This is a genomic window from Streptomyces sp. NPDC107546 (genome assembly GCF_055639175.1).
The window spans coordinates 306,984-326,245 of sequence record NZ_JBVKBA010000004.1; the positions used below are offsets into that span (position 1 = coordinate 306,984).

The window sequence follows — 19,262 nt, forward strand, 5'->3', positions numbered from 1 at the left end:
CCCACGAGCCGGACTCCGCACTACTCGCCCGGGTGGGCGAGTTCGATGTCGTGGTCGTCGACGCCGCGGCCGGAGACGGTCACCGCGGTGGCCACCGGCGGGTAGCCCGTCGCGATGACGGTGTACTCGCCGCTGTTCAGGTCGGTGAAGGCGTACGCCCCGTCCGCGCCGGTGGTGGCCGTGCCGACCACGTTGCCCGCCGCGTCCACCAGGGTCACCCGGGCGTCCGCGAGGGGGCCGTGCGGGGCCCGTACGACGCCCTGGACCTGGGAGCCGGAGTCGAGGTCGATCTCGACCCGCGTCACTCCGGTGGCGCCGACCTCGACGGGCAGGGCCCGCGGGCGGTGCCCGGCGGCGTTCACCGCGACGGTCACGGCACCCGGCACCAGCTCGGCGAAGGAGAAGGTGCCCTGTTCGCCGGTGGTGGCGGTGGCCAGCAGGTCACCGCGCACGTCGGTGACGATGACCATCGCGTCCTTGACCGGCAGCCCGGTCTCGGCGGCGCGGACGACGCCGCTCAGGCCACTGGTGCCGCTGAGCAGGACGTCGTACGACACCGGCTCGTCGTGCACGACGATCGTGGAGGCCTGCGGCTGGTGGCCGTCGGCGGAGGCGATCAGGACGTAGGAGCCGGTGCCCGGGGCGTGCACCGCGTAGGAACCGTCCGCCTGCGCGACCGACCGGCCCAGCTGCCGACCCCCGAGGGATATCAGGGTGACGGCGGCCTGCGGGACCGGCGCGCCTTCGCCACCGCGGACGAAGCCGCGGACCGGGATGCCACCGCCGTCACCGGCCGCCTCCGGCCGGGCGATCGTGGCGACGGCCGCCAGGCGCTGCGTACCCGTGCCCTCGCCCGTGGTCTCGGTGCTCGCCACCGCCCAGCTCGGGACCCTCTCCTCGGCCGGCGCGGCAACCGCGGCCGGCGCCGGCGCCTTTGCCGGGGTGGCCGCCGCGGGGGTCTCCTGCGGGGCCGAGTCGGCAGCGGCCTGCGCCAGCGCGCCCTTGGTCTTCAACGGGACCTCCTTGATGAACAGGGTGATCAGGAAGGCGACGGCCGCCAGGCAGCCGGCGATCAGGAAGACGTCGGCGATGCCGTGGCCGTAGGCGCTCTCCAGCAGCGTGCGCAGCGGGGCCGGCAGCTTGTTCATGTCCGGGATGCTGTCCGTGGAGCTCGAGCCGGCCAGGGCGGCCTGGTACTTCGGGCTCAGGGCGCTGATGCCGTCGGTGATGTAGTGGGTGATCCGGTGGGAGAGCACCGCGCCGAGCGCGGAGACGCCGACCGCACCGCCGAGGGAACGGAAGAAGGTGACCGTGGAGCTGGCCGAACCCAGGTCCCGCGGCGCCACCTGGTTCTGGGTGCACAGCACCAGGTTCTGCATCATCATGCCGATGCCGAGACCCATCAGGGCCATGAAGATCGACATCTTCCAGTAGGCCGTGTCGTACCGGATGGTGCCGAGCAGGCCCAGGCCGGCCGTCACCAGCACACCACCGCTGACCAGCCACGCCTTCCAGCGTCCTGTGCGGGTGATGAACTGGCCGGAGACGGTGGAGGAGACGAACAGGCCACCGATCATCGGGATCGTCAGGACACCCGACATCGTCGGGGACTTGTCGCGGGCCAGCTGGAAGTACTGGCTGAAGAACACCGTGCCGGTGAACATCGCGACACCCACGAAGAGCGAGGCGAGCGACGCCAGCGTGATGGTGCGGTTGCGGAACAGCCGCAGCGGGATGATCGGCTCGCTCGCCTTGGTCTCGATCAGCACGAACAGCGCACCGAGGACGATCGAACCGCCGACCATGGTGTACGTCTGCCAGGACAGCCAGTCGTACTTGTCACCGGCGAAGGTCACCCAGACCAGCAGCAGCGAGACCGCGGCGGCGATGAAGAACGCGCCGCCCCAGTCGACCTTGGCCTCCCGCTTGACCACGGGCAGGTGCAGGGTCTTCTGCAGCACGATCAGCGCGATCACCGCGAAGGGCACGCCGACGTAGAAGCACCAGCGCCAGCCCAGCCACGAGGTGTCGGTGATGACACCGCCGAGCAGCGGGCCGCCGACGGTGGCGATGGCGAACGTGGCGCCCAGGTAACCGGAGTAACGCCCGCGCTCACGCGGGGAGATCATCGCTGCCATGACGATCTGCGCCAGCGCGGACAGACCGCCGACGCCGACGCCCTGCACGACACGGCAGGCGATCAGCATGCCCGGGTTCTGCGACAGGCCGGCCGCCATCGAGCCCAGGACGTAGACGATCAGGGCTATCTGGACGAGGGCCTTCTTGCTGTACAGGTCGGCGAGCTTGCCCCACAGCGGGGTGGTCGCGGTCATCGCCAGCAGCGAGGCGGTGACGACCCAGGTGTAGGCGGACTGGCCGCCGCCGAGGTCGCCGATGATGTGCGGCAGCGCGTTGGTGACGATCGTGGACGACAGGATCGCCACGAACATGCCGAGCAGAAGCCCGGAGAGGGCCTCCATGATCTGCCGGTGCGTCATCGGAGCGCCGTCCGGGGAGCCTCCCCCGTGCTTGGCGTGGGCCCGCACACCGGCTGGTGTGGTCGTTGCCATGGGCTTCCTTTACTTACGTGCTTGCGGGTGTACGGGTGGTCCTGTGGGCAACGGATTCCGTCGCGGGTGCGGCCTGCGCGAGCCGGGGAGTGGAACGGCAGTCGCCGAAGCTCTCCCTGAGCCGCGCCATGAGCTGGATGAGCCGGCCGACGTCGTCCTCCGACCAGTCGCTCAGCCGGTCGGCGAGCAGTGCGGCGGTGCGCCGGGACAGCTCGTCGAGCTGGATACGGCCGGGTGCCGTCAGGCGCAGGATGCGGGAGCGCTTGTCCGCGGGGTCCGGGCAGCGCTCGATCCAGCCGCGGTCCGCGACGTGCGCGACGTGGCGGCTGGTGACCGACATGTCGACGGCGAGCAGCTCCGCGAGCTTGCTCATGCGCATGTCGCCGTGGCGGCCGAGCAGTGTGAGTACGGCGGCGGATCCTCCGGGGCAGTCGGGCGGCAGGCAGCGCCCGAGGTCTCGCTTCACGGCGCCGAAGGCGCTGAGCTGACGCGCCAGTTCCTCGTACTGCGCTCGCTCGGCCATGGCACCTCCTTCTTATCGTTGCCTAGAGCAACCATAGGGAGATTGGTTGCTGCAGGCAAATGAAACGGGGGCTACGGAACTAAAAACTTGGCAAAGGCAAGCATTGGCGAAAGTAAATGTGCAGGTGGTGGGGGGTGCCTGTCTGTGGCATGGCTGTGAACGGCCTCGCGGCAGGTCCCCGGAGGGGCCCACTCACAGAACCCTCACTTGGGCAGTCCCCCACGTATTCGCTAGGGTCCGGGGCCATGGCTAACACCCAGGGCCCCCAGGGCAACTACGACCCCGCTGGCAGCACGCAGATGTTCCGCGCGTTCGTCGACGAGGCGGCCCCTCAGGGCCGGCAGCAGGCGGCCGCTCCGGCCGGTCCCCGTATCGGCCTGATCATCGGCGTCGTCGTCGCCGTCGCGATCGTCGCCGCGGTGGCCTGGCTGGCGCTGAGGTAGGCGGGCGACCGCACCTCCGCTACGTCCACCGGACGGACACGTCCCGCGTCTCGATGTGCATACCCGGCGGTACTCGCCAGGGCCTCGACGCACACCGTCCAGGTCCCCTTCACCGATGTCCCGGCGGCGATCGGCGCGGGTAGCGCCTCCGTGGACTCGGTCGTCGCCCAGTCGGTCCCGAGCGCCCCGATGATGTGGGTTCCGAGGGTCACCGTGCCCGAACGCACCGGGGTGCCGCCGGTGTTGCGGAAGAGGACGGTCACGTTCTCGCACCAGCGGTGGTCGGTGGGCTGCCGCTCGGGTCGGCCCGCGGTGATCACTGCGGGTCCGCTCGTTGTGGGATGAGGGGCGGTTGGCGTCGGGGAAGGTGAAACGGGGCTGGGCGCAGGCGACTTGGTACCGGTGCCGGTCTCGGTGGCCGTACCGGCTGTTTCGCGCGCGGCTGTCGGGCTGAAAGCCGGACCGTCACCGGCTGTCGCCGGGGCGCTCGTGCGGGAGTCCGGGATACCCGGAGTCCTGGTTCCGGAGGCCTTGGTCCCGGCGGTCGCGGCCCCGGACGGTCCGTCGAGAGGGGCCAGTGTCATGTCTCCGGTCGGCGCCACCGCCGTACCGGATGCCGGGGGCCCGCCGCCCGCCGGGCCGACCGCCACGTATGCCTCACCGTCCGCGCCGCCGGTGCTCGCGGCCAGAACCCCGCCCAGGCAGACGACGACCGCCGATGCCCCGACCACCAGCCCCTGACGGCCCCGCAACCACGTCGCTGGAAGCATTGCGCCAGTGTGACTGACGCACCGTCATGTCGGAAGTCGCGTACGGCAGCGTATGTTCCGTATCCACGCCGACCCGCTCCCGAGGGAGCGGGTCGGCGCCTGGCGCCGGTACCGGCCGCCCCGCACCACAGCCGGCGAGGGCCGGCCCGCCCGCGGCCGTCGGATGGCTCAGTCCGAGATCAGACCCTCGCGCAGCTGTGCCAGCGTGCGGGTCAGGAGGCGGGAGACGTGCATCTGGGAGATGCCGACCTCCTCGCCGATCTGCGACTGCGTCATGTTCGCGAAGAAGCGGAGCATGATGATCTGCCGCTCGCGCGGCGGCAGCTTGGCCAGCAGCGGCTTGAGGGACTCGCGGTACTCCACGCCTTCCAGGGCCGTGTCCTCGTAGCCGAGCCGGTCCGCGAGCGAGCCCTCGCCGCCGTCGTCCTCGGGGGTCGGGGAGTCCAGCGAGGACGCCGTGTACGCGTTGCCGACCGCGAGGCCGTCGACCACGTCCTCCTCCGACACGCCCAGCGCGGAGGCCAGTTCGGTGACCGTCGGGGAGCGGTCCAGCTTCTGGGACAGCTCGTCACTGGCCTTGGTGAGGGCCAGGCGCAGCTCCTGGAGGCGGCGCGGCACCCGCACCGACCAGGACGTGTCCCGGAAGAACCGCTTGATCTCACCCACGACCGTCGGCATCGCGAAGGTCGGGAACTCCACGCCCCGCTCGCAGTCGAAGCGGTCGATCGCCTTGATCAGCCCGATGGTGCCGACCTGGACGATGTCCTCCATCGGTTCGTTGCGGCTGCGGAAGCGGGCCGCCGCGTACCGGACGAGCGGGAGGTTGAGCTCGATGAGCGTGTCCCGGACGTAGGCACGCTCCGGGCTGTTCTCGTCGAGTGCGGCGAGCCGCAGGAACAGGGAGCGGGACAGGGTGCGGGTGTCGATGCCCTCCGTGGACGGAAGGTCCGGGGCCTCGGGGGCCGCAAGAGCCTCGGCGCCCGGGAGGTCCTGGGCGGGAAGGGTCTCGGCACCCGGGAGGTCCTGAGGGGCCTGAAGGTCCTGGAGCACGTCGGGCGCGGGGTCGCTCTGCATGAGCGTGAGCACCTTCGAGCTGCCCTGGTCTGCGGACATGCCACCCCCTTTGGGTCGCGGGACGGTCGCGGCGGACGCTCCCGTCGTAAGGAACGCAGCCTCCCCTGAAATACCGGTCGCGAGGCCGCGGCAAACGCGCTCCCGGAAGAATGTCACATGTCGGCAACACGCTGTAGTGACATGTCGATATGTGAAACGCCAATGCGCCCTGGTTGGAAGGCTTCTGAGGCTTTTTCAGCGCAGAGTTGTCGGGAAGGGCGCTTGCGGATGATTCGCTCGCGTGAGTTATGCGTCGATCCTGTTTGCGGATCTCAGACGCGCGAAGCTCCGCGCCAGGAGCCTTGACACATGCATCTGGGAGACACCCAGCTCGGCGCTGATCTGGGACTGGGTGAGGTTGCTGTAGTAGCGCAGCAGCAGGATCCGCTGCTCGCGCTCGGGCAGCTGGACGAGCAGGTGCCGTACGAGGTCGCGGTGCTCGACGCCGTCGAGGGCCGGGTCCTCGTAGCCGAGCCGGTCGAGCAGGCCGGGGAGTCCGTCGCCCTCCTGGGCGGCTTCGAGGGAGGTCGCGTGGTACGAACGGCCCGCCTCGATGCAGGACAGCACCTCGTCCTCGGAGATGCGCAGCCGCTCGGCGATCTCGGCGGTGGTGGGGGAGCGTCCGTACGCCGTCGTCAGGTCCTCGGTGGCGCTGTTGACCTGCACCCACAGCTCGTGCAGCCGGCGCGGGACGTGGACGGTGCGGACGTTGTCGCGGAAGTAGCGCTTGATCTCGCCGACGACGGTGGGCATCGCGAAGGTCGGGAACTGCACGCCGCGGTCGGGGTCGAAGCGGTCGATGGCGTTGATCAGGCCGATGGTGCCGACCTGGACGACGTCCTCCATGGGCTCGTTGCGGGAGCGGAAGCGGGCGGCGGCGTAGCGGACGAGGGGGAGGTTCGCCTCGATGAGCGCGCCGCGCACGCGGTGGTGCTCGGGGGTGCCCGGCTGAAGCTCCTTGAGCTGGGCGAAGAGCATCTGGGTGAGGGCCCGGGTGTCGGCGCCGCGGCGTCTGGCGGCTTCCTGGGGGTGCACGGGGGCGGTGTCGGGGGTCGGTTCGGTCGCGTGGGGGCGGGCGGGGTCCGTGGCGGATGCCTGATGCCGGTCGGAGGACGGGGCCGGAGCCTCGTCCTCCTGGGGCGGCGCAGTACTGGCCGACACGGTCAACGCCACCTCTTCATCCATCAACACATCTGTCAACTCACCGTCAAAAGCGGTCATAGCATCACAAGAAATGGACACTGTGTGCAAGCACCGCATAACTCCGTGTTGGCGAAGGGGTCGGGACAGAGATTGGGGCACAAGACGCAGGAAAGCCCTCCACTGTTCCGGTGGAGGGCTCCGTCGGTTGTGTCGCCCGGAATCGGTGGGCGGTGTCGCTCAGATTTCGTAGTCGGCGATCACCCAAGTGGCGAACTCGCGCCACAGGGCGACGCCCGCCTGGTGCGCCGGGTGTTCCAGGTACCGCTTGAGGGCGTCCGCGTCGTCCACCGCCGAGTTGATCGCGAAGTCGTGGGCGATGGGGCGGTCGCTGATGTTCCAGCCCAGCTCCCAGAAGCGGAGCTCGTCGATCAGGCCGCCGAGGGCCTCGAAGGCGCGGACGCCCTCCACGACGCGCGGGTCGTCGCGCCGGACGCCCTCGTTGAGCTTGAAGAGGACCAGGTGGCGGATCACGGGTGCTCCCAGGGGTACGGCAACGGCGGCGGCCGCCGGCCGGCGATTGGCGCGGGGCCTCGGAGGGCCCTACTTGGCGCCGTCGGCGATCCAGGTCATGAAGTGGCCGATGGCCTTGGCGGCGCTCGAGATGCCCTCGAACCCTATCTGCACGTAGTCGGCGGCCTTGGCCGGATCGGTGATGATCACATAGAGCACGAAGACCACGAGCACGTAGAACGCGATCTTCTTTCCCGGTACCGCCACCGTGGCCTCCCCCGTCTCTTCCGCCCCGAGGGGCCGGTTCGCCGCGGGTGAGTGTAACCCGGCCAGGTGTTCGGGGCTTCGCAAAAGATCCCGTATGCACCAGGTCCTCACCCGTTCCTTCCGTAAGGGGACTCCGGGACCAATGGCCCGGGGGCGGGGGCCGTTCGGCCGGGTTGCCGGGACGTGGCGAAGCCGGAGGATGGAGAGGAGCCCACCGGACCGGCAGGGGCCCGGAGGGCAGGGAGGACCGGACCGGGTGACCGGACCCGGCTGGGACCCGCACCGCGAGGTCCCCGAGCCGCGAGGCGGCCCCGACGCCCGTGTCCTCAGGGGAGGGACGGCGTCCTGTTCCCCCGAGGCCGCCGCCCCGCTCCAGGGGGCGGGCCGAAGCCCCGGCGCACTGAGCGGCACGCCGGGGCTTCGTGCCGCTCGGATACGTCCGGTCCCCTGAACAGATCCGGCGCGTGGTGGACCCCGCACACGTCCGGCGCACACGCGAAGGGCCCCACCGACAGGTGAGGCCCTTCTTCAGCGGTAGCGGAGGGATTTGAACCCTCGGTGACTTGCGCCACACTCGCTTTCGAGGCGAGCTCCTTCGGCCGCTCGGACACGCTACCGAGGGAGACCCTACCCCAAGGTGGGCCATGGTCTGAAATCCGTTTCCGGGATCGCCCGGGGCCGACGCCGCCTCCGACAGGCCTACGTCTCAGCGAGCCCGGAAGAAGTCCGTCAGGAGCCGTGCGCAGTCGTCCTCGAGCACGCCGGCGATCACCTCCGGACGGTGGTTCAGGCGCCGGTCGCGCACCAGGTCCCACAGCGACCCGACCGCACCCGCCTTCTCGTCGCGCGCGCCGTAGACCAGCCGCTCCACCCGGGACTGCTGCACCGCGCCGGCACACATGGTGCAGGGCTCCAGGGTGACGACGAGCGTGCAGCCGGGCAGCCGCCACTCGCCGAGCGCCGCCGCCGCCCGTCGGAGCGCGACGATCTCCGCGTGGGCCGACGGATCGCCCGTCGCCTCGCGCTCGTTGTGACCGGTGGCCAGCACCGAGCCGTCCTGGGACAGCACGACGGCACCGACGGGCACGTCACCGCCCTCGACGGCCCGCGCGGCCTCGTCCAGGGCGAGACGCATCGCGGCCCGCCACCGGTCGCGCACCGGGTCGGGGGCCGGCGCCCGGTCCTCGGTCACGGAGAACACCTAGCGGACGGTCTCCAGGACCTCCGAGGCACCCAGGGCCTCGGCGATCGCGTTGAGCGCGTCGTCGGCGTCCAGGGCACGCAGCTCCTTCTCGGAGACGCCGAGGTCGTCGAGGATCTCGCTGTCTCCCACGGGGCCGTGCGGCACGGCGGCGCCTGTGCCGGGCGTGTCCTCGTCGTCGGCCTCCTCGGGCTCACCGTCCTCCGTGCCGTCGAGGTCGAGGGAGTCCAGGTCCGGACCGTCGTCGCCGGGCTCCCTTCCGAGCAGTTCGTCGGTGAGCAGGATCTCGCCGTACGAACTGCGGGCTGCGGCAGCGGCGTCCGAGACGTAGATACGAGGGTCCTCCTCGCCGTCCACGCGGACGACGCCGAACCACGCGTCCTCCTGCTCGATCAGGACGAGCACCGTGTCGTCCTCGGCCGAGGCTTCCCGGGCCAGGTCGGCCAGGTCGGACAGCGTCTCCACATCGTCGAGCTCTGTGTCGCTCGCTTCCCACCCGTCTTCGGTGCGCGCGAGCAGTGCGGCGAAGTACACCGTGACTCTCCCACTGGTCATAGGCGTGCCGGTTGGGGGTCCCCCCGGCGGAGGTTCTGGGCGGAGAGAGCTGGGCTCCGAGCCCCACCCACTCGGAATCGTGGCAGAAACAAGGCGTTCAGGGGACGTCTTCGGCTCCCTGTGTCTGGCTGTTTTGATCGCGAGCACTCGAGCGGAGCGGTCCACTCACCAGCGCACTCGTTGCCGCCACCTGCGGATCGTACGCGGCCTTTGCCGGTGTGGCCGCACGGCCACCCCCACGACGGCCGCGTCGCTACCAGCGGAAGGTGCGCATACGCATGGCGTGACGCAGCCGTGCGGCCTTGGCGCGGCGGGGCTGGACGCGGGCGCGCAGCTCCCGTGCCTCCGCCAGTTCACGCAGGAACCTGGCGCGTCGCCGCCTGCGCTCGGCGTCCGACTCCTGTGCCTCCGGCTCCTTGGGGGACTCCTGGTCCGGCATCGTCACACCACCCCTGTTCCGTTCCTCCCACTTTCCCTCTGATGGGGGGTTCGATGCCAGGTCCGGACGGACGCGGTGGCCCGGTTACTGTGGGGGCATGCGTCTCCATGTCGTCGACCACCCCCTGGTCGCCCACAAGCTCACCACGTTGCGCGACCGGCGCACCGACTCCGCGACCTTCCGTCGGCTGGCCGACGAACTCGTCACCCTGCTCGCCTACGAGGCCACGCGGGACGTGCGCACCGAGGCGATCGACATCGAGACGCCGGTCGCCACGACCACCGGCGTCAAGCTGTCGCGTCCGCGCCCGCTGGTGGTGCCGATCCTGCGCGCCGGGCTCGGCATGCTGGACGGCATGGTGCGGCTGCTGCCGACCGCCGAGGTGGGCTTCCTGGGCATGATCCGCAACGAGGAGACCCTCCAGGCCTCCACGTATGCGACGCGCATGCCGGAGGACCTCTCCGGGCGGCAGGTGTACGTCCTGGACCCGATGCTCGCGACCGGTGGCACGCTCGTCGCGGCGATCCAGGAGCTGATCAGGCGCGGCGCTGACGATGTGACGGCCGTGGTGCTGCTGGCCGCTCCGGAGGGCGTCGAGGTCATGGAGCGTGAACTGGCGGGCACGCCGGTCACGGTGGTGACGGCCGCGGTCGACGAGCACCTGAACGAGCAGGGCTACATCGTTCCGGGCCTCGGGGACGCCGGGGACCGGCTGTACGGGGCGGCTGAGTAGGGGACGCAGAGGCGACACGGCCCGAGACGGCCGTACGGTCTCCGTGCGAGGCGGCACGGCCGCACCGCACGGAGACCGGCCGGCGACCAGCAACGGGGGCCGGTGCCGGGGCCGGAGGAACCTCAGCAGCTCTTCTTGCCGGTGCTGCCCGGCGACGCCGCCGGCGTCGGGTTCGCCAGGGCCGCCAGCGCCTTGTCCGCGTCCGGCTTGGCCGTCAGGGACTTGAAGTCGTCGCCCAGGATCAGGTCGACGGACGCGTCCGTGCGGGCGTCGGTGCGCTGGTCGGCGCCCGCGAGCTGGGTGGCGAGAACCGGCAGCGCGGTGTGCAGGGAGGTCTTCGGGCCGAGCAGTATCCCGACGCCCTTGACCTTCTTGTCGTACTGCTGCGTCGCGTTGCCCACGGTGCCGATGTGGAAGCCGCGCTTCTTCAGCTCGTCCGCGGTCTCCTTGGCGAGGCCGCCGCGCTCCGTGGCGTTGAGGACGTTGACCGTGATCCGGCCCGGCTCGGGCAGGGCCTTGGCGGCTGCGGGCGACGCGCTCACCTTGCCGGCGCAGTCCGCCTTGGTGCCGGACGCCGAGGTTCTGCCACTGCCGCCGGTGAAGACGTCGATGAGCTGCAGGGTCCCCCAACCGATCAGCCCGATGGCGGCCACGGAGGCGACGATGGCGACCACGAGCCTGCCGCGGCGCCGGGGTGGGCGCATCCGCGGGTACTTGTCCCCCGTGATCCGGTACTGGCCACCCATGCCGGGGGGAGTCAGCATGCTCATGGGCGCAGCGTAGTGCGCCCGGGCAGCAATGCCTACTAGATGATCATCGGATGCTCGGACTCCAACCCGAAAGGGTCAAAGGGCGCCCGTACGGCCCGCGGACGGCGGAAGCGGACCGGGCGCCCAGGGGCTGCCTCGCGGAGGAGTCAGTCGAGTTCGAGCACCCGCGCGTGCAGCACCTGACGCTGCTGCAGTGCGGCGCGGACCGCGCGGTGCAGGCCGTCCTCCAGGTACAGGTCGCCCTGCCACTTCACGACGTGCGCGAAGAGGTCGCCGTAGAACGTCGAGTCCTCGGCGAGCAGGGTCTCCAGGTCGAGCTGCTGCTTGGTCGTCACCAGCTGATCGAGGCGGACCGGGCGCGGCGCGACGTCCGCCCACTGCCGGGTGCTCTCCCGGCCGTGGTCGGGGTACGGCCGGCCGTTTCCGATGCGCTTGAAGATCACACGGAAAGCCTACCGGTCGACACGTTCCGGGCGCAGCCATGGCGACGGAGTGCGCCCTCGGAAAAGATGCGGTAAACGGGGTAAAAAGGGAGAGGGTTCGGTATGTGTGCGGGAAGTGGCGCGGCCGCCCCGCCCGGGGCGGCCGCTGTCATGGGTCACGGATGGGGACGGGTCCACGGTCGCCGCCCGCGGTCCCGCTCCGGCGGGATCGCCGGGGTGGACGGGTCCACCGCGTCGGGCTCCGGCTCGGGTTCCTGCTTCGGTTTCGTGGTGCGCAGGGCCTCGGCACGCACCAGGGCGTGCAGGACCGCGTAGGGGTCGATGAGCATGTAAGGGTTCCTCGCGTTGCCGATGGTGTGACGGTTCCGGGTGGGCCGGACCTGTCAGCAGCGCAGGACCACGGTGCGCAGGGCGTGCAGTGCGGCCGAGCGCGACGTCCGGACGGGGGCGGGAGGCAGGTCGTCCGGGCCGGACGGCGCGGGGACGGCCTGCGGCCCCGGTCGCAGCGGCGTGACGGTGCGCGGCCCCTGGAGCGTCACGGTCCGCGGGGCGGGCGCGAGGACGTCGTTGTCCGCGTCGCACGCCTGGACCGCGGACGCGGGGACGGAGTCGGCCTCCACCGCATCGGTGTACGCGCCGACCAGGAGGAGGCTGACGAGCACCACGAGCACCCTGAGCCAGGCATACCGTCCAGCGGTGCGTGGGGGGTAGGGTGCGTGGCTCACATGGGGTCATCTCCCCGTCGGACTCACGTCCTTCATCGTGTCGGCCCCGAGAACCGCTCGCACGGTGTACCGGCTGGGCGTGTGATTGACGTTCTCCATGCGATCGTCACGAGATCACCGGAGGTCTTCACACGATGTGCGGGATCCGCCGCGCCCCGCCCCGGACCCGGACCGCCGTGACGATCTCGACGATGCCGACCACCACCAGCCACCACCCGGCGACCAGGGTGAGCACGGCGATCGACCGGAACGGCGAGACGATCAGCACGATCCCGGCGATGAAGGTCACGACGCCGAGGAAGATCTGCCAGCCGCGTGCGGGCACCGCCGGATCGTGGGCGGCGGCCATGGTCTGGGTGATTCCGCGGATCAGCCAGCCGATCCCGATCCACAGCGCGAGCAGCAGGATCGACTCCAGACGGCTGCGGAAGCAGAACAGGCCCAGCAGGATCGACAGGGCGCCGCTGATGAAGGCCAGGACGCGCAGCGAGGTGGTCTTGTGCGTGCCGAAGGCGGCGGCCAGTTGGAACACACCGCTCATGAGCAGGTACACGCCGAAGAGCACCCCGGCCGCGAGCAGGGACGGGCCCGGCCAGACGAGGACCAGGACGCCGAGGATCAGCGACGCGATGCCGGTGAGCAGCACGACCTGCCAGGCGGTGCGGGCGAGGACGTGCAACGGCCCCTCGAAGGGCGGCTCCTGCAGGTCCCACGCCGGTCTCGTCGTGTGCGTGCCGCGCGCGGCGTGGACGTGACGGTCGTCGTATTCCGGGCCACCGGGGGGTCCGGTCGGTGCGTCGGTCATGATCCATGCTGGGAACGGGTGCGGACGCCCCGCCACCCCGGACGGTCCGACCGACTGACGCCCGCCGACTGCTACCGACGGCCCTTCGCGGCCTTCGCCGCCGCCTTCATCTCCTGCTTGTGCGCCCGGACCTTCGCCAGGGACTCGGGCCCGGTGATGTCGGCCACGGACCGGAACGACGTGGCCTCTCCGTAGGGACCCGCGGCCTCCCGCCACCCCTCGGGCCGTACGCCGAGTTGCTTGCCGAGCAGCGCGAGGAAGATCTGCGCCTTCTGCTTGCCGAAGCCGGGCAGGTCCTGGAGCCGCCCGAGCAGTTCCCGCCCGCTGCCGGCGTCGGCCCACAGGGCCTCGGGGTCCCCGTCGTAGTGCTCGACGAGGTACTGGCACAGTTGCTGGACCCGCCGCGCCATCGACCCCGGGTAACGATGCACCGCGGGCTTGCGCGACAGCAGTTCCGTGAAGGCATCCGGGTCCTGGGCCGCGATGTCGTGCGCGTCGAGGTCGTCGGCACCGAGTCGTCGCGCGATGGTCCACGGTCCCTTGAACGCCCACTCCATCGGGACCTGCTGGTCCAGCAGCATCCCGATCAGTGCGGCGAGCGGACTGCGCCCGAGGAGCGCGTCGGCCTCGGGATCCTGGGCGAGGTGAAGGGTGACGTCCATGACCCGATGGTCGCCCGGCGGCGCGCGGACCGCAGCCGGGGCAGTCCACGCCGGCGAGGACGGAGATGATGGACGACTCCGCCTTCGGCGGCCGGGATTGCACCGGCCGCCGATGAGAACAGGGCGCGCCGCGTCCGTACGTAACCGAGACCCGGGACCGGCGGATACGGGAGACGTGACGTGGACGGAGGACGTGTGGACGGGGGGAGTCGGGGCGCGGACCGGCGCGGGAGGCGGCTGCGGCACCTCGCCCTGGTCCTGCTCGTCGCCCCCCTGCTGCTCCTCGCGGGTGCCGGTTCGGCCTCCGCGCACGCCGCCCTGAGGGGCACCGACCCGGTGGACGGCAGTGTGCTGAAGACGGCACCGAAGGCCGTCACCCTCACCTTCACCGAGTCGGTCGGCCTGCTGGACAACTCCATCCGGGTGTTCGACCCGGAGAACCGTCGGCTTCACACAGGCAAACAGGAACATGCGGACGGCCGCTCGGACACGGCGCGCGTCACACTGCCGGACCTGAAGCAGGGCACGTACATCGTGGCCTGGCGGGTGGTGTCGGCCGACAGCCACCCGGTGTCCGGCGCGCTCACCTTCTCCGTCGGACAGCGCTCCGCGACGACGGCCGCCCTGCCGGACGACGAGGCCCAGGACGCCGCCTCCACGGCGCTGTACAACACCGCCCGCTACATCGCCTACGGCGGCCTCGCGCTGCTGCTCGGCGCCACCGCGTTCGCCCTGGTCACGGGCGTGGTAGCGCCGCGCGGGCTGCTCGTGGGCGGCTGGTGGACGCTGCTCGCGACCACGCTCGCCCTGCTGCTGCTCCGGGGTCCGTACGAGCGCGGCAGCGGCCCGGCGGCGGCCTTCGACCTCACGGTGCTGCGGGAGACGGCGACGAGCCGCCCGGGCATCGCGCTGCTCGTGCGGATGGCGCTGCTGGCGGTGGCGGCACCGGTCACGGCGCGGGCCGGGGTGCTGCGCGCACCGGCCGACGGGCGTGGCCCGGCGGGTTCCGGTCGGCTCCGGTTCGCGATCGTGAGCCTTCTGTCGCTCGGGCTGGCCCTGACCTGGGCGGTGGCGGAGCACGCGTCCGCCGGGATCCAGGTGCCGCTCGCGATGACCTCGGCCGTGCTGCACCTGCTGGCGATGGCGGTGTGGCTGGGCGGGCTCGCGGCCCTGGTGACGGTGGTGAAACGGACGCCCGGGGAACTGCCCGCCCCCGCGGTCGCCCGCTTCTCGCGGCTGGCGTTCGCCGCGGTCGCCGTCCTTGCCGCCACCGGTGCCTACCAGTCCTGGCGGGGCCTCGGTTCCCTCGACGCGCTCGCTTCGACGTCGTACGGCAGGCTGCTCGTCGTCAAGCTGGTCGGGGTCGCGCTGCTGCTCACGGCGGCGGCCTGCTCCCGCCGCTTCACGGCACGGCTCGCGCTGCCGGCGGCGGAGGCTCAGGCGCCGCCGGAGCGGGTCCGGGAGACGGTGGGCGCCGCCACGGGGGACGCCGACGCGGCGCACGTACGGGATGCCGCGCGCGTACGGGACGCCTCGCACGCACGGGGCGTACGGGACGCCGTGGACGTACGGACGGGCACGGACACAGACCCTCAGGACGCACCGGCGGGGCCCGCGCCGGGAGATCGCGCCCCCGCGCCCCATCTCCGGGCCCTGCGCCGCTCCGTGCTCGCCGAGATCTCCCTCGGGCTCGTCGTCCTCGCGCTCACCACGCTGCTCACCGGGACCCAGCCGGGCCGGGCGGCCGAGGAGGCGGCGGCGTCGACGGCCGCCGCCGGACAGCCCCTCGGCTCCGCCACGGTGATCCCCTTCGACGTGGGCACCCCCGGCGGGCACGGGAAGGTGCAGATCGAGCTGACGCCCGGCCGGGTGGGCGAGAACGGCGTCCAGGCGCTGATCTTCGGGCCCGACGGCGGCATCGCGACGGTCCCCGAACTGCGGCTCACCTTCACGCTCGAGGGCCGCGACGTCGGCCCGCTCGACGCCAGGCTGACCGACCGGGGCGGCTACTGGGCCACGGACACCCTCAACCTCCCGTTGCCGGGCCGGTGGACGATGCGGGCGACGGTCCGTACGAGCGACATCGACCAGGTCACGGTCTCGGCGACGGTGCGGATCGGCTAGCGGAACCACCGGCTCCGCCCCGGCCCGCCGATAGATGCTGTCTGAATCTGTTTACTTTCTTTGCCGGAAGCTGTCCTTGAGGTGGCCCGGTGTAAGCGCTACCGATCAAGGACGTGTCGGTCACGTTTCAAAAACGGCCCCCGGCGGCTCTTGACGTATGAGCGGACATTCGCGTCTTATGACGCCCACGATGTTTGGTCAAGTTGGATTCTGATCGTTTCTGACCCCTCGATCGGAGCCAGCCGGGACCCACTGCCCTCAGGAGCCGTCAATGCATCACTCACCCTCCGGTCTGTCCCTTCCCGGCCCGAGCCGCCGCACCCTGCTGCGCGGGATAGGCGGCGCCGCAGCGCTGAGCGCGGCCGTTCCGCTGCTGAGCGCCTGCGCCGGCAGCAGTGGCTCGGGTGGTGACTCGAAGACCGTCAGCCTGGGCTCCAACTCCTCGGACGCGGTGCCGAAGAAAGCGTTCGCCGACATCTACGCGGCCTTCCAGAAGAAGGAAGGCGTCAAGGTCGCGGTGAACACCAAGGACCACAACACGTTCCAGGAGCAGATCAACTCCTACCTGCAGGGCACGCCGGACGACGTGTTCACCTGGTTCGCCGGCTACCGCATGCAGTTCTTCGCGGCCAAGGGTCTCGCCTCCCCGATCGACGACGTGTGGCAGACCATCGGCGCCAACTTCCCCGACGCGATGAAGCAGCTCAGCAAGGGCGAGGACGGCAAGTACTACTTCGTGCCGCTGTACACGTACCCGTGGGCGATCTTCTACCGCAAGAGCGTCTTCCAGCAGCACGGCTACAAGGTCCCCACCACGTGGGACGAACTCGTGGCCCTGTGCAGGCAGATGAAGAAGGACAACCTCGTCCCGATCGCCTTCGGCGACAAGGACGCCTGGCCGGCGATGGGCACCTTCGACCAGATCAACTTCCGCCTCAACGGCTACGACTTCCACAAGTCCCTGATGGCGGGCAAGGAGTCGTGGACCGACGCGAAGGTGAAGGCCGTCTTCGACCACTGGGCCGAACTGCTGCCCTACCACCAGGACGGAGCGGTGGGCCGCACCTGGCAGGACGCCGCGCAGACGCTGGTGTCCAAGAAGGCGGGCATGTACCTGCTGGGCTCCTTCGTGGCGCAGCAGTTCACCAACAAGGCCGATGTCGAGGACCTCGACTTCTTCGCCTTCCCGGAGATCAACTCCGCGTACGGCCAGGACACCGTCGAGGCGCCGACCGACGGGTTCATGCTCAGCAAGAGCCCGAAGAACCACGCGGGTGCCGTGAAGCTGCTCGAGTACCTGGGCACCCCGGAGGCCGAGGCGATCTACCTCAAGTCCGACCCGAGCGTGGTGGCCGCCTCCAGCAAGGCCGACACCTCCTCGTACACGGCGCTGCAGAAGAAGGCGTACACGATGATCTCGGGCGCCAAGAACCTGACGCAGTTCATGGACCGCGACAGCCGCCCGGACTTCACCTCCACGGTGATGCAGCCCGCGCTGCAGAACTTCGTCCGTAACCCCAAGGGCGTGGACAGCATCCTGTCGTCCATCGAGCGCCAGAAGAAGACGATCTTCGCGTCCTCATGAGCATCGAAACCGGTATCCAGAACCCGGAGGCGGCCGAGGTGCCGCCTCCGGGCGGCGCGCCCGCTCAGAAGAAGCGCGCCCCGCAGGGGCACAACCGCCTGCTCACCCGCCGCGACCGCATCACGCTCGGGCTGATGGCGGGCGTTCCCACGATCCTGCACGTCGCGCTGGTGTGGGTCACCGCCCTAGCCTCCATCGCACTGGCCTTCACCACCTGGGACGGCATCGGGTTCGACTCGATCAAGTGGGTCGGGCTGCAGAACTTCAAGCAACTGTTCACCGACAACCCGCAGTTCTGGCCGGCCGTCGAGCACAACATCGTCTGGTTCGTCGTGCTCATCCTGATCCCGACCCCGTTCGGGCTCTTCCTGGCCGTGCAGTTGGACAAGAAGATCCGCTTCACCCGCATCTACCAGACCGCGTTCTTCCTGCCGGTCGTGGTGTCGCTGGCGGTCACCGGGTTCGTCTGGCAGCTCGTCTACAACCCCGACACCGGCCTGATCAACAGCCTCATCGGGGCCAACAAGCCCGGCCACTACATCGACTGGATCGGCAACCCGCACCTCAACCTGTGGGCCGTCCTGGTCGCCGCGTCCTGGCGGCACACCGGCTACATGATGATCCTCTACCTGGCCGGTCTGAAGGGCGTCGACCCGTCCCTGCGGGAGGCCTCCGCGCTCGACGGCGCGAACGAGTGGCAGACGTTCAAGAACGTCATCTTCCCCACGCTGCGGCCCACCAACACCGTCGTCCTGGTCGTCACCATCATCGAGGCCCTGCGCGCCTTCGACCTGGTGTTCGTCTTCAACAAGGGCGCTCAGGGCACCGAGCTGCTGTCGATCCTGATCACCAACAACATCATCGGTGAGTCCAGCCGGATCGGATACGGCTCCGCGATCGCCGTCGTCCTGCTGGTCATCTCCCTCGCGGTCATCATCCCGTACCTGATCGCGACCTTCCGGAAGGAGCGGCGCGCATGAGCACCCCCACCGTCGCGCTCGGCGCCAAGCAGCGCACCCCCCTCCGCCCGGCCCGGGTCCTGCTGCACGTGTTCCTCGTCGTCACCTCGCTCGCCTGGCTCGGACCGCTGCTGTGGGCGGTCTTCGCGGCCCTGCGGCCGTACTCGGAGACCAGCGCCAAGGGCTACGTCTCCTGGCCGGACCGCTTGAGCTTCGACAACTTCACGAACGCGTTCGAGCAGTCCGACATGATGCACTACTTCGGCAACACGCTGATCATCGCGGTACCGGCCGTGCTGCTGACGCTGCTGCTGTCGTCGATGGTCGCGTTCTACGTCAGCCGCTTCGACTTCCGGCTCAACATCGCTCTGCTGCTGGTCTTCACGGCCGGCAACCTGCTGCCGCAGCAGGTCATCATCACCCCGCTGTACCGCATGTACCTGCTGATCGACCTGCCCGGCATCACGGTCAGCGGCAAGCTGTACGACTCCGCGCTGGGTCTGGTCCTCATCCACGTGGCGTTCCAGTCCGGCTTCTGCGCCTTCGTGCTGAGCAACTACATGCGGATGCTGCCGCACGAGCTGACCGAGGCCGCGCTGGTCGACGGCGCGTCGGTGTGGCGGATGTACTGGCAGATCGTGCTGCCGCTGTGCAAGCCCGCGATGGCCGCGCTGGCGACGTTGCTGTCCATCTGGATCTACAACGACTTCTTCTGGGCCATCGTGCTGATCTCCACCGGCGACAACATGCCGATCACCTCGGCGCTGAACAACCTGTCCGGGCAGTACTTCACCGACCCCAACCTGGTCGCCGCAGGCGCCCTGCTCACCGCGATCCCCACGCTGATCGTGTACTTCGTGCTCCAACGCCAGTTCGTCAGCGGCCTGACCCTGGGCGCCAACAAGGGCTGACCGACCCTTTT

Annotated in this window: 21 protein-coding genes and 1 tRNA gene; 6 read left to right on the forward strand and 16 right to left on the reverse strand. The window is 70.3% G+C overall.

The features are described from left to right. Positions 1–20: 20 nt before the first annotated feature. Positions 21–2,498, reverse strand: coding sequence for an MFS transporter (locus ACZ7L1_RS08325; RefSeq protein WP_471435414.1), 2,478 nt, complete (start codon positions 2,496–2,498; stop codon positions 21–23). Positions 2,499–2,583: 85 nt separating this feature from the next. Further along, the gene (locus tag ACZ7L1_RS08330; RefSeq protein WP_471435290.1) at positions 2,584–3,093 is read right to left on the reverse strand and encodes a MarR family winged helix-turn-helix transcriptional regulator; all 510 of its coding nucleotides are present in this window, start codon (positions 3,091–3,093) and stop codon (positions 2,584–2,586) included. Positions 3,094–3,338: 245 nt separating this feature from the next. Between ACZ7L1_RS08330 and ACZ7L1_RS08335 the strand changes: the two genes are divergently transcribed. Beyond that, the gene (locus ACZ7L1_RS08335; protein ID WP_471435291.1) at positions 3,339–3,536 is read left to right on the forward strand and encodes a hypothetical protein; all 198 of its coding nucleotides are present in this window, start codon (positions 3,339–3,341) and stop codon (positions 3,534–3,536) included. A gap of 938 nt (positions 3,537–4,474) precedes the next feature. Here the strand turns inward: ACZ7L1_RS08335 and ACZ7L1_RS08340 are convergent. From ACZ7L1_RS08340 to ACZ7L1_RS08375, 8 genes are all read right to left on the reverse strand, one after another. After that, positions 4,475–5,419, reverse strand: a complete 945-nt coding sequence (locus ACZ7L1_RS08340; RefSeq protein ID WP_471435293.1) for an RNA polymerase sigma factor SigF — start codon at positions 5,417–5,419, stop codon at positions 4,475–4,477. A 246-nt stretch (positions 5,420–5,665) separates the two neighbouring features. Further along, positions 5,666–6,604 carry an RNA polymerase sigma factor SigF gene (locus ACZ7L1_RS08345; RefSeq protein WP_471435294.1) on the reverse strand — a complete coding sequence of 313 codons (939 nt, stop codon included), beginning with the start codon at positions 6,602–6,604 and terminating at the stop codon, positions 5,666–5,668. Positions 6,605–6,799: 195 nt separating this feature from the next. Beyond that, on the reverse strand, positions 6,800–7,093 hold the full coding sequence (locus ACZ7L1_RS08350; protein ID WP_471435295.1) for a Dabb family protein: 294 nt from the start codon (positions 7,091–7,093) through the stop codon (positions 6,800–6,802). A gap of 69 nt (positions 7,094–7,162) precedes the next feature. After that, entirely contained in the window at positions 7,163–7,339 is a 177-nt protein-coding gene (locus tag ACZ7L1_RS08355; protein WP_181139268.1) for a hypothetical protein, read from the reverse strand. A 532-nt stretch (positions 7,340–7,871) separates the two neighbouring features. Beyond that, positions 7,872–7,956: transfer RNA gene (locus tag ACZ7L1_RS08360), tRNA-Ser, on the reverse strand. Between the two features lie 89 nt (positions 7,957–8,045). Then, positions 8,046–8,474, reverse strand: coding sequence for a tRNA adenosine(34) deaminase TadA (gene tadA, locus ACZ7L1_RS08365; protein ID WP_471435416.1), 429 nt, complete (start codon positions 8,472–8,474; stop codon positions 8,046–8,048). A gap of 66 nt (positions 8,475–8,540) precedes the next feature. Then, complete coding sequence (locus tag ACZ7L1_RS08370) at positions 8,541–9,074, reverse strand: tRNA adenosine deaminase-associated protein (RefSeq protein WP_471435418.1); 534 nt, start codon at positions 9,072–9,074, stop codon at positions 8,541–8,543. 274 nt (positions 9,075–9,348) lie between these two features. Further along, positions 9,349–9,534, reverse strand: a complete 186-nt coding sequence (locus ACZ7L1_RS08375) for a hypothetical protein (RefSeq protein WP_103844242.1) — start codon at positions 9,532–9,534, stop codon at positions 9,349–9,351. A 97-nt stretch (positions 9,535–9,631) separates the two neighbouring features. Here ACZ7L1_RS08375 and upp point away from each other — a divergent pair, with 97 nt between their 5' ends. Then, positions 9,632–10,267, forward strand: a complete 636-nt coding sequence (gene upp, locus ACZ7L1_RS08380) for a uracil phosphoribosyltransferase (protein ID WP_471435297.1) — start codon at positions 9,632–9,634, stop codon at positions 10,265–10,267. Positions 10,268–10,389: 122 nt separating this feature from the next. On the opposite strand, the gene ACZ7L1_RS08385 is transcribed toward upp, so the two are convergent. The 6 genes from ACZ7L1_RS08385 to ACZ7L1_RS08410 form a co-directional block, all read right to left on the reverse strand. Beyond that, positions 10,390–11,037, reverse strand: coding sequence for a LytR C-terminal domain-containing protein (locus tag ACZ7L1_RS08385; protein WP_471435299.1), 648 nt, complete (start codon positions 11,035–11,037; stop codon positions 10,390–10,392). 146 nt (positions 11,038–11,183) lie between these two features. Continuing rightward, the gene (locus ACZ7L1_RS08390; RefSeq protein WP_004943146.1) at positions 11,184–11,480 is read right to left on the reverse strand and encodes a type II toxin-antitoxin system VapB family antitoxin; all 297 of its coding nucleotides are present in this window, start codon (positions 11,478–11,480) and stop codon (positions 11,184–11,186) included. A 155-nt stretch (positions 11,481–11,635) separates the two neighbouring features. Then, a complete protein-coding gene (locus ACZ7L1_RS08395; protein WP_471435301.1) occupies positions 11,636–11,809 on the reverse strand; it encodes a hypothetical protein in 174 nt (57 codons plus the stop codon). 54 nt (positions 11,810–11,863) lie between these two features. After that, positions 11,864–12,142, reverse strand: coding sequence for a hypothetical protein (locus ACZ7L1_RS08400; RefSeq protein ID WP_471435303.1), 279 nt, complete (start codon positions 12,140–12,142; stop codon positions 11,864–11,866). 190 nt (positions 12,143–12,332) lie between these two features. Beyond that, positions 12,333–13,010: an HdeD family acid-resistance protein gene (locus ACZ7L1_RS08405; protein ID WP_471435305.1), complete on the reverse strand. Its 678-nt coding sequence runs from the start codon at positions 13,008–13,010 to the stop codon at positions 12,333–12,335. Between the two features lie 71 nt (positions 13,011–13,081). Continuing rightward, positions 13,082–13,672: an HhH-GPD-type base excision DNA repair protein gene (locus ACZ7L1_RS08410; RefSeq protein WP_471435307.1), complete on the reverse strand. Its 591-nt coding sequence runs from the start codon at positions 13,670–13,672 to the stop codon at positions 13,082–13,084. A 195-nt stretch (positions 13,673–13,867) separates the two neighbouring features. Between ACZ7L1_RS08410 and ACZ7L1_RS08415 the strand changes: the two genes are divergently transcribed. The 4 genes from ACZ7L1_RS08415 (at position 13,868) to ACZ7L1_RS08430 (ending at position 19,251) form a co-directional block, all read left to right on the forward strand. Then, positions 13,868–15,796 carry a copper resistance CopC/CopD family protein gene (locus ACZ7L1_RS08415; protein ID WP_471435308.1) on the forward strand — a complete coding sequence of 643 codons (1,929 nt, stop codon included), beginning with the start codon at positions 13,868–13,870 and terminating at the stop codon, positions 15,794–15,796. A gap of 271 nt (positions 15,797–16,067) precedes the next feature. Next, positions 16,068–17,381 carry an ABC transporter substrate-binding protein gene (locus ACZ7L1_RS08420; protein WP_471435309.1) on the forward strand — a complete coding sequence of 438 codons (1,314 nt, stop codon included), beginning with the start codon at positions 16,068–16,070 and terminating at the stop codon, positions 17,379–17,381. Beyond that, entirely contained in the window at positions 17,378–18,361 is a 984-nt protein-coding gene (locus tag ACZ7L1_RS08425) for a carbohydrate ABC transporter permease (protein WP_471435311.1), read from the forward strand. Before ACZ7L1_RS08420 ends, ACZ7L1_RS08425 begins: the two co-directional genes overlap by 4 nt. After that, positions 18,358–19,251, forward strand: a complete 894-nt coding sequence (locus ACZ7L1_RS08430) for a carbohydrate ABC transporter permease (protein WP_471435313.1) — start codon at positions 18,358–18,360, stop codon at positions 19,249–19,251. Before ACZ7L1_RS08425 ends, ACZ7L1_RS08430 begins: the two co-directional genes overlap by 4 nt. Positions 19,252–19,262 lie beyond the last annotated feature (11 nt).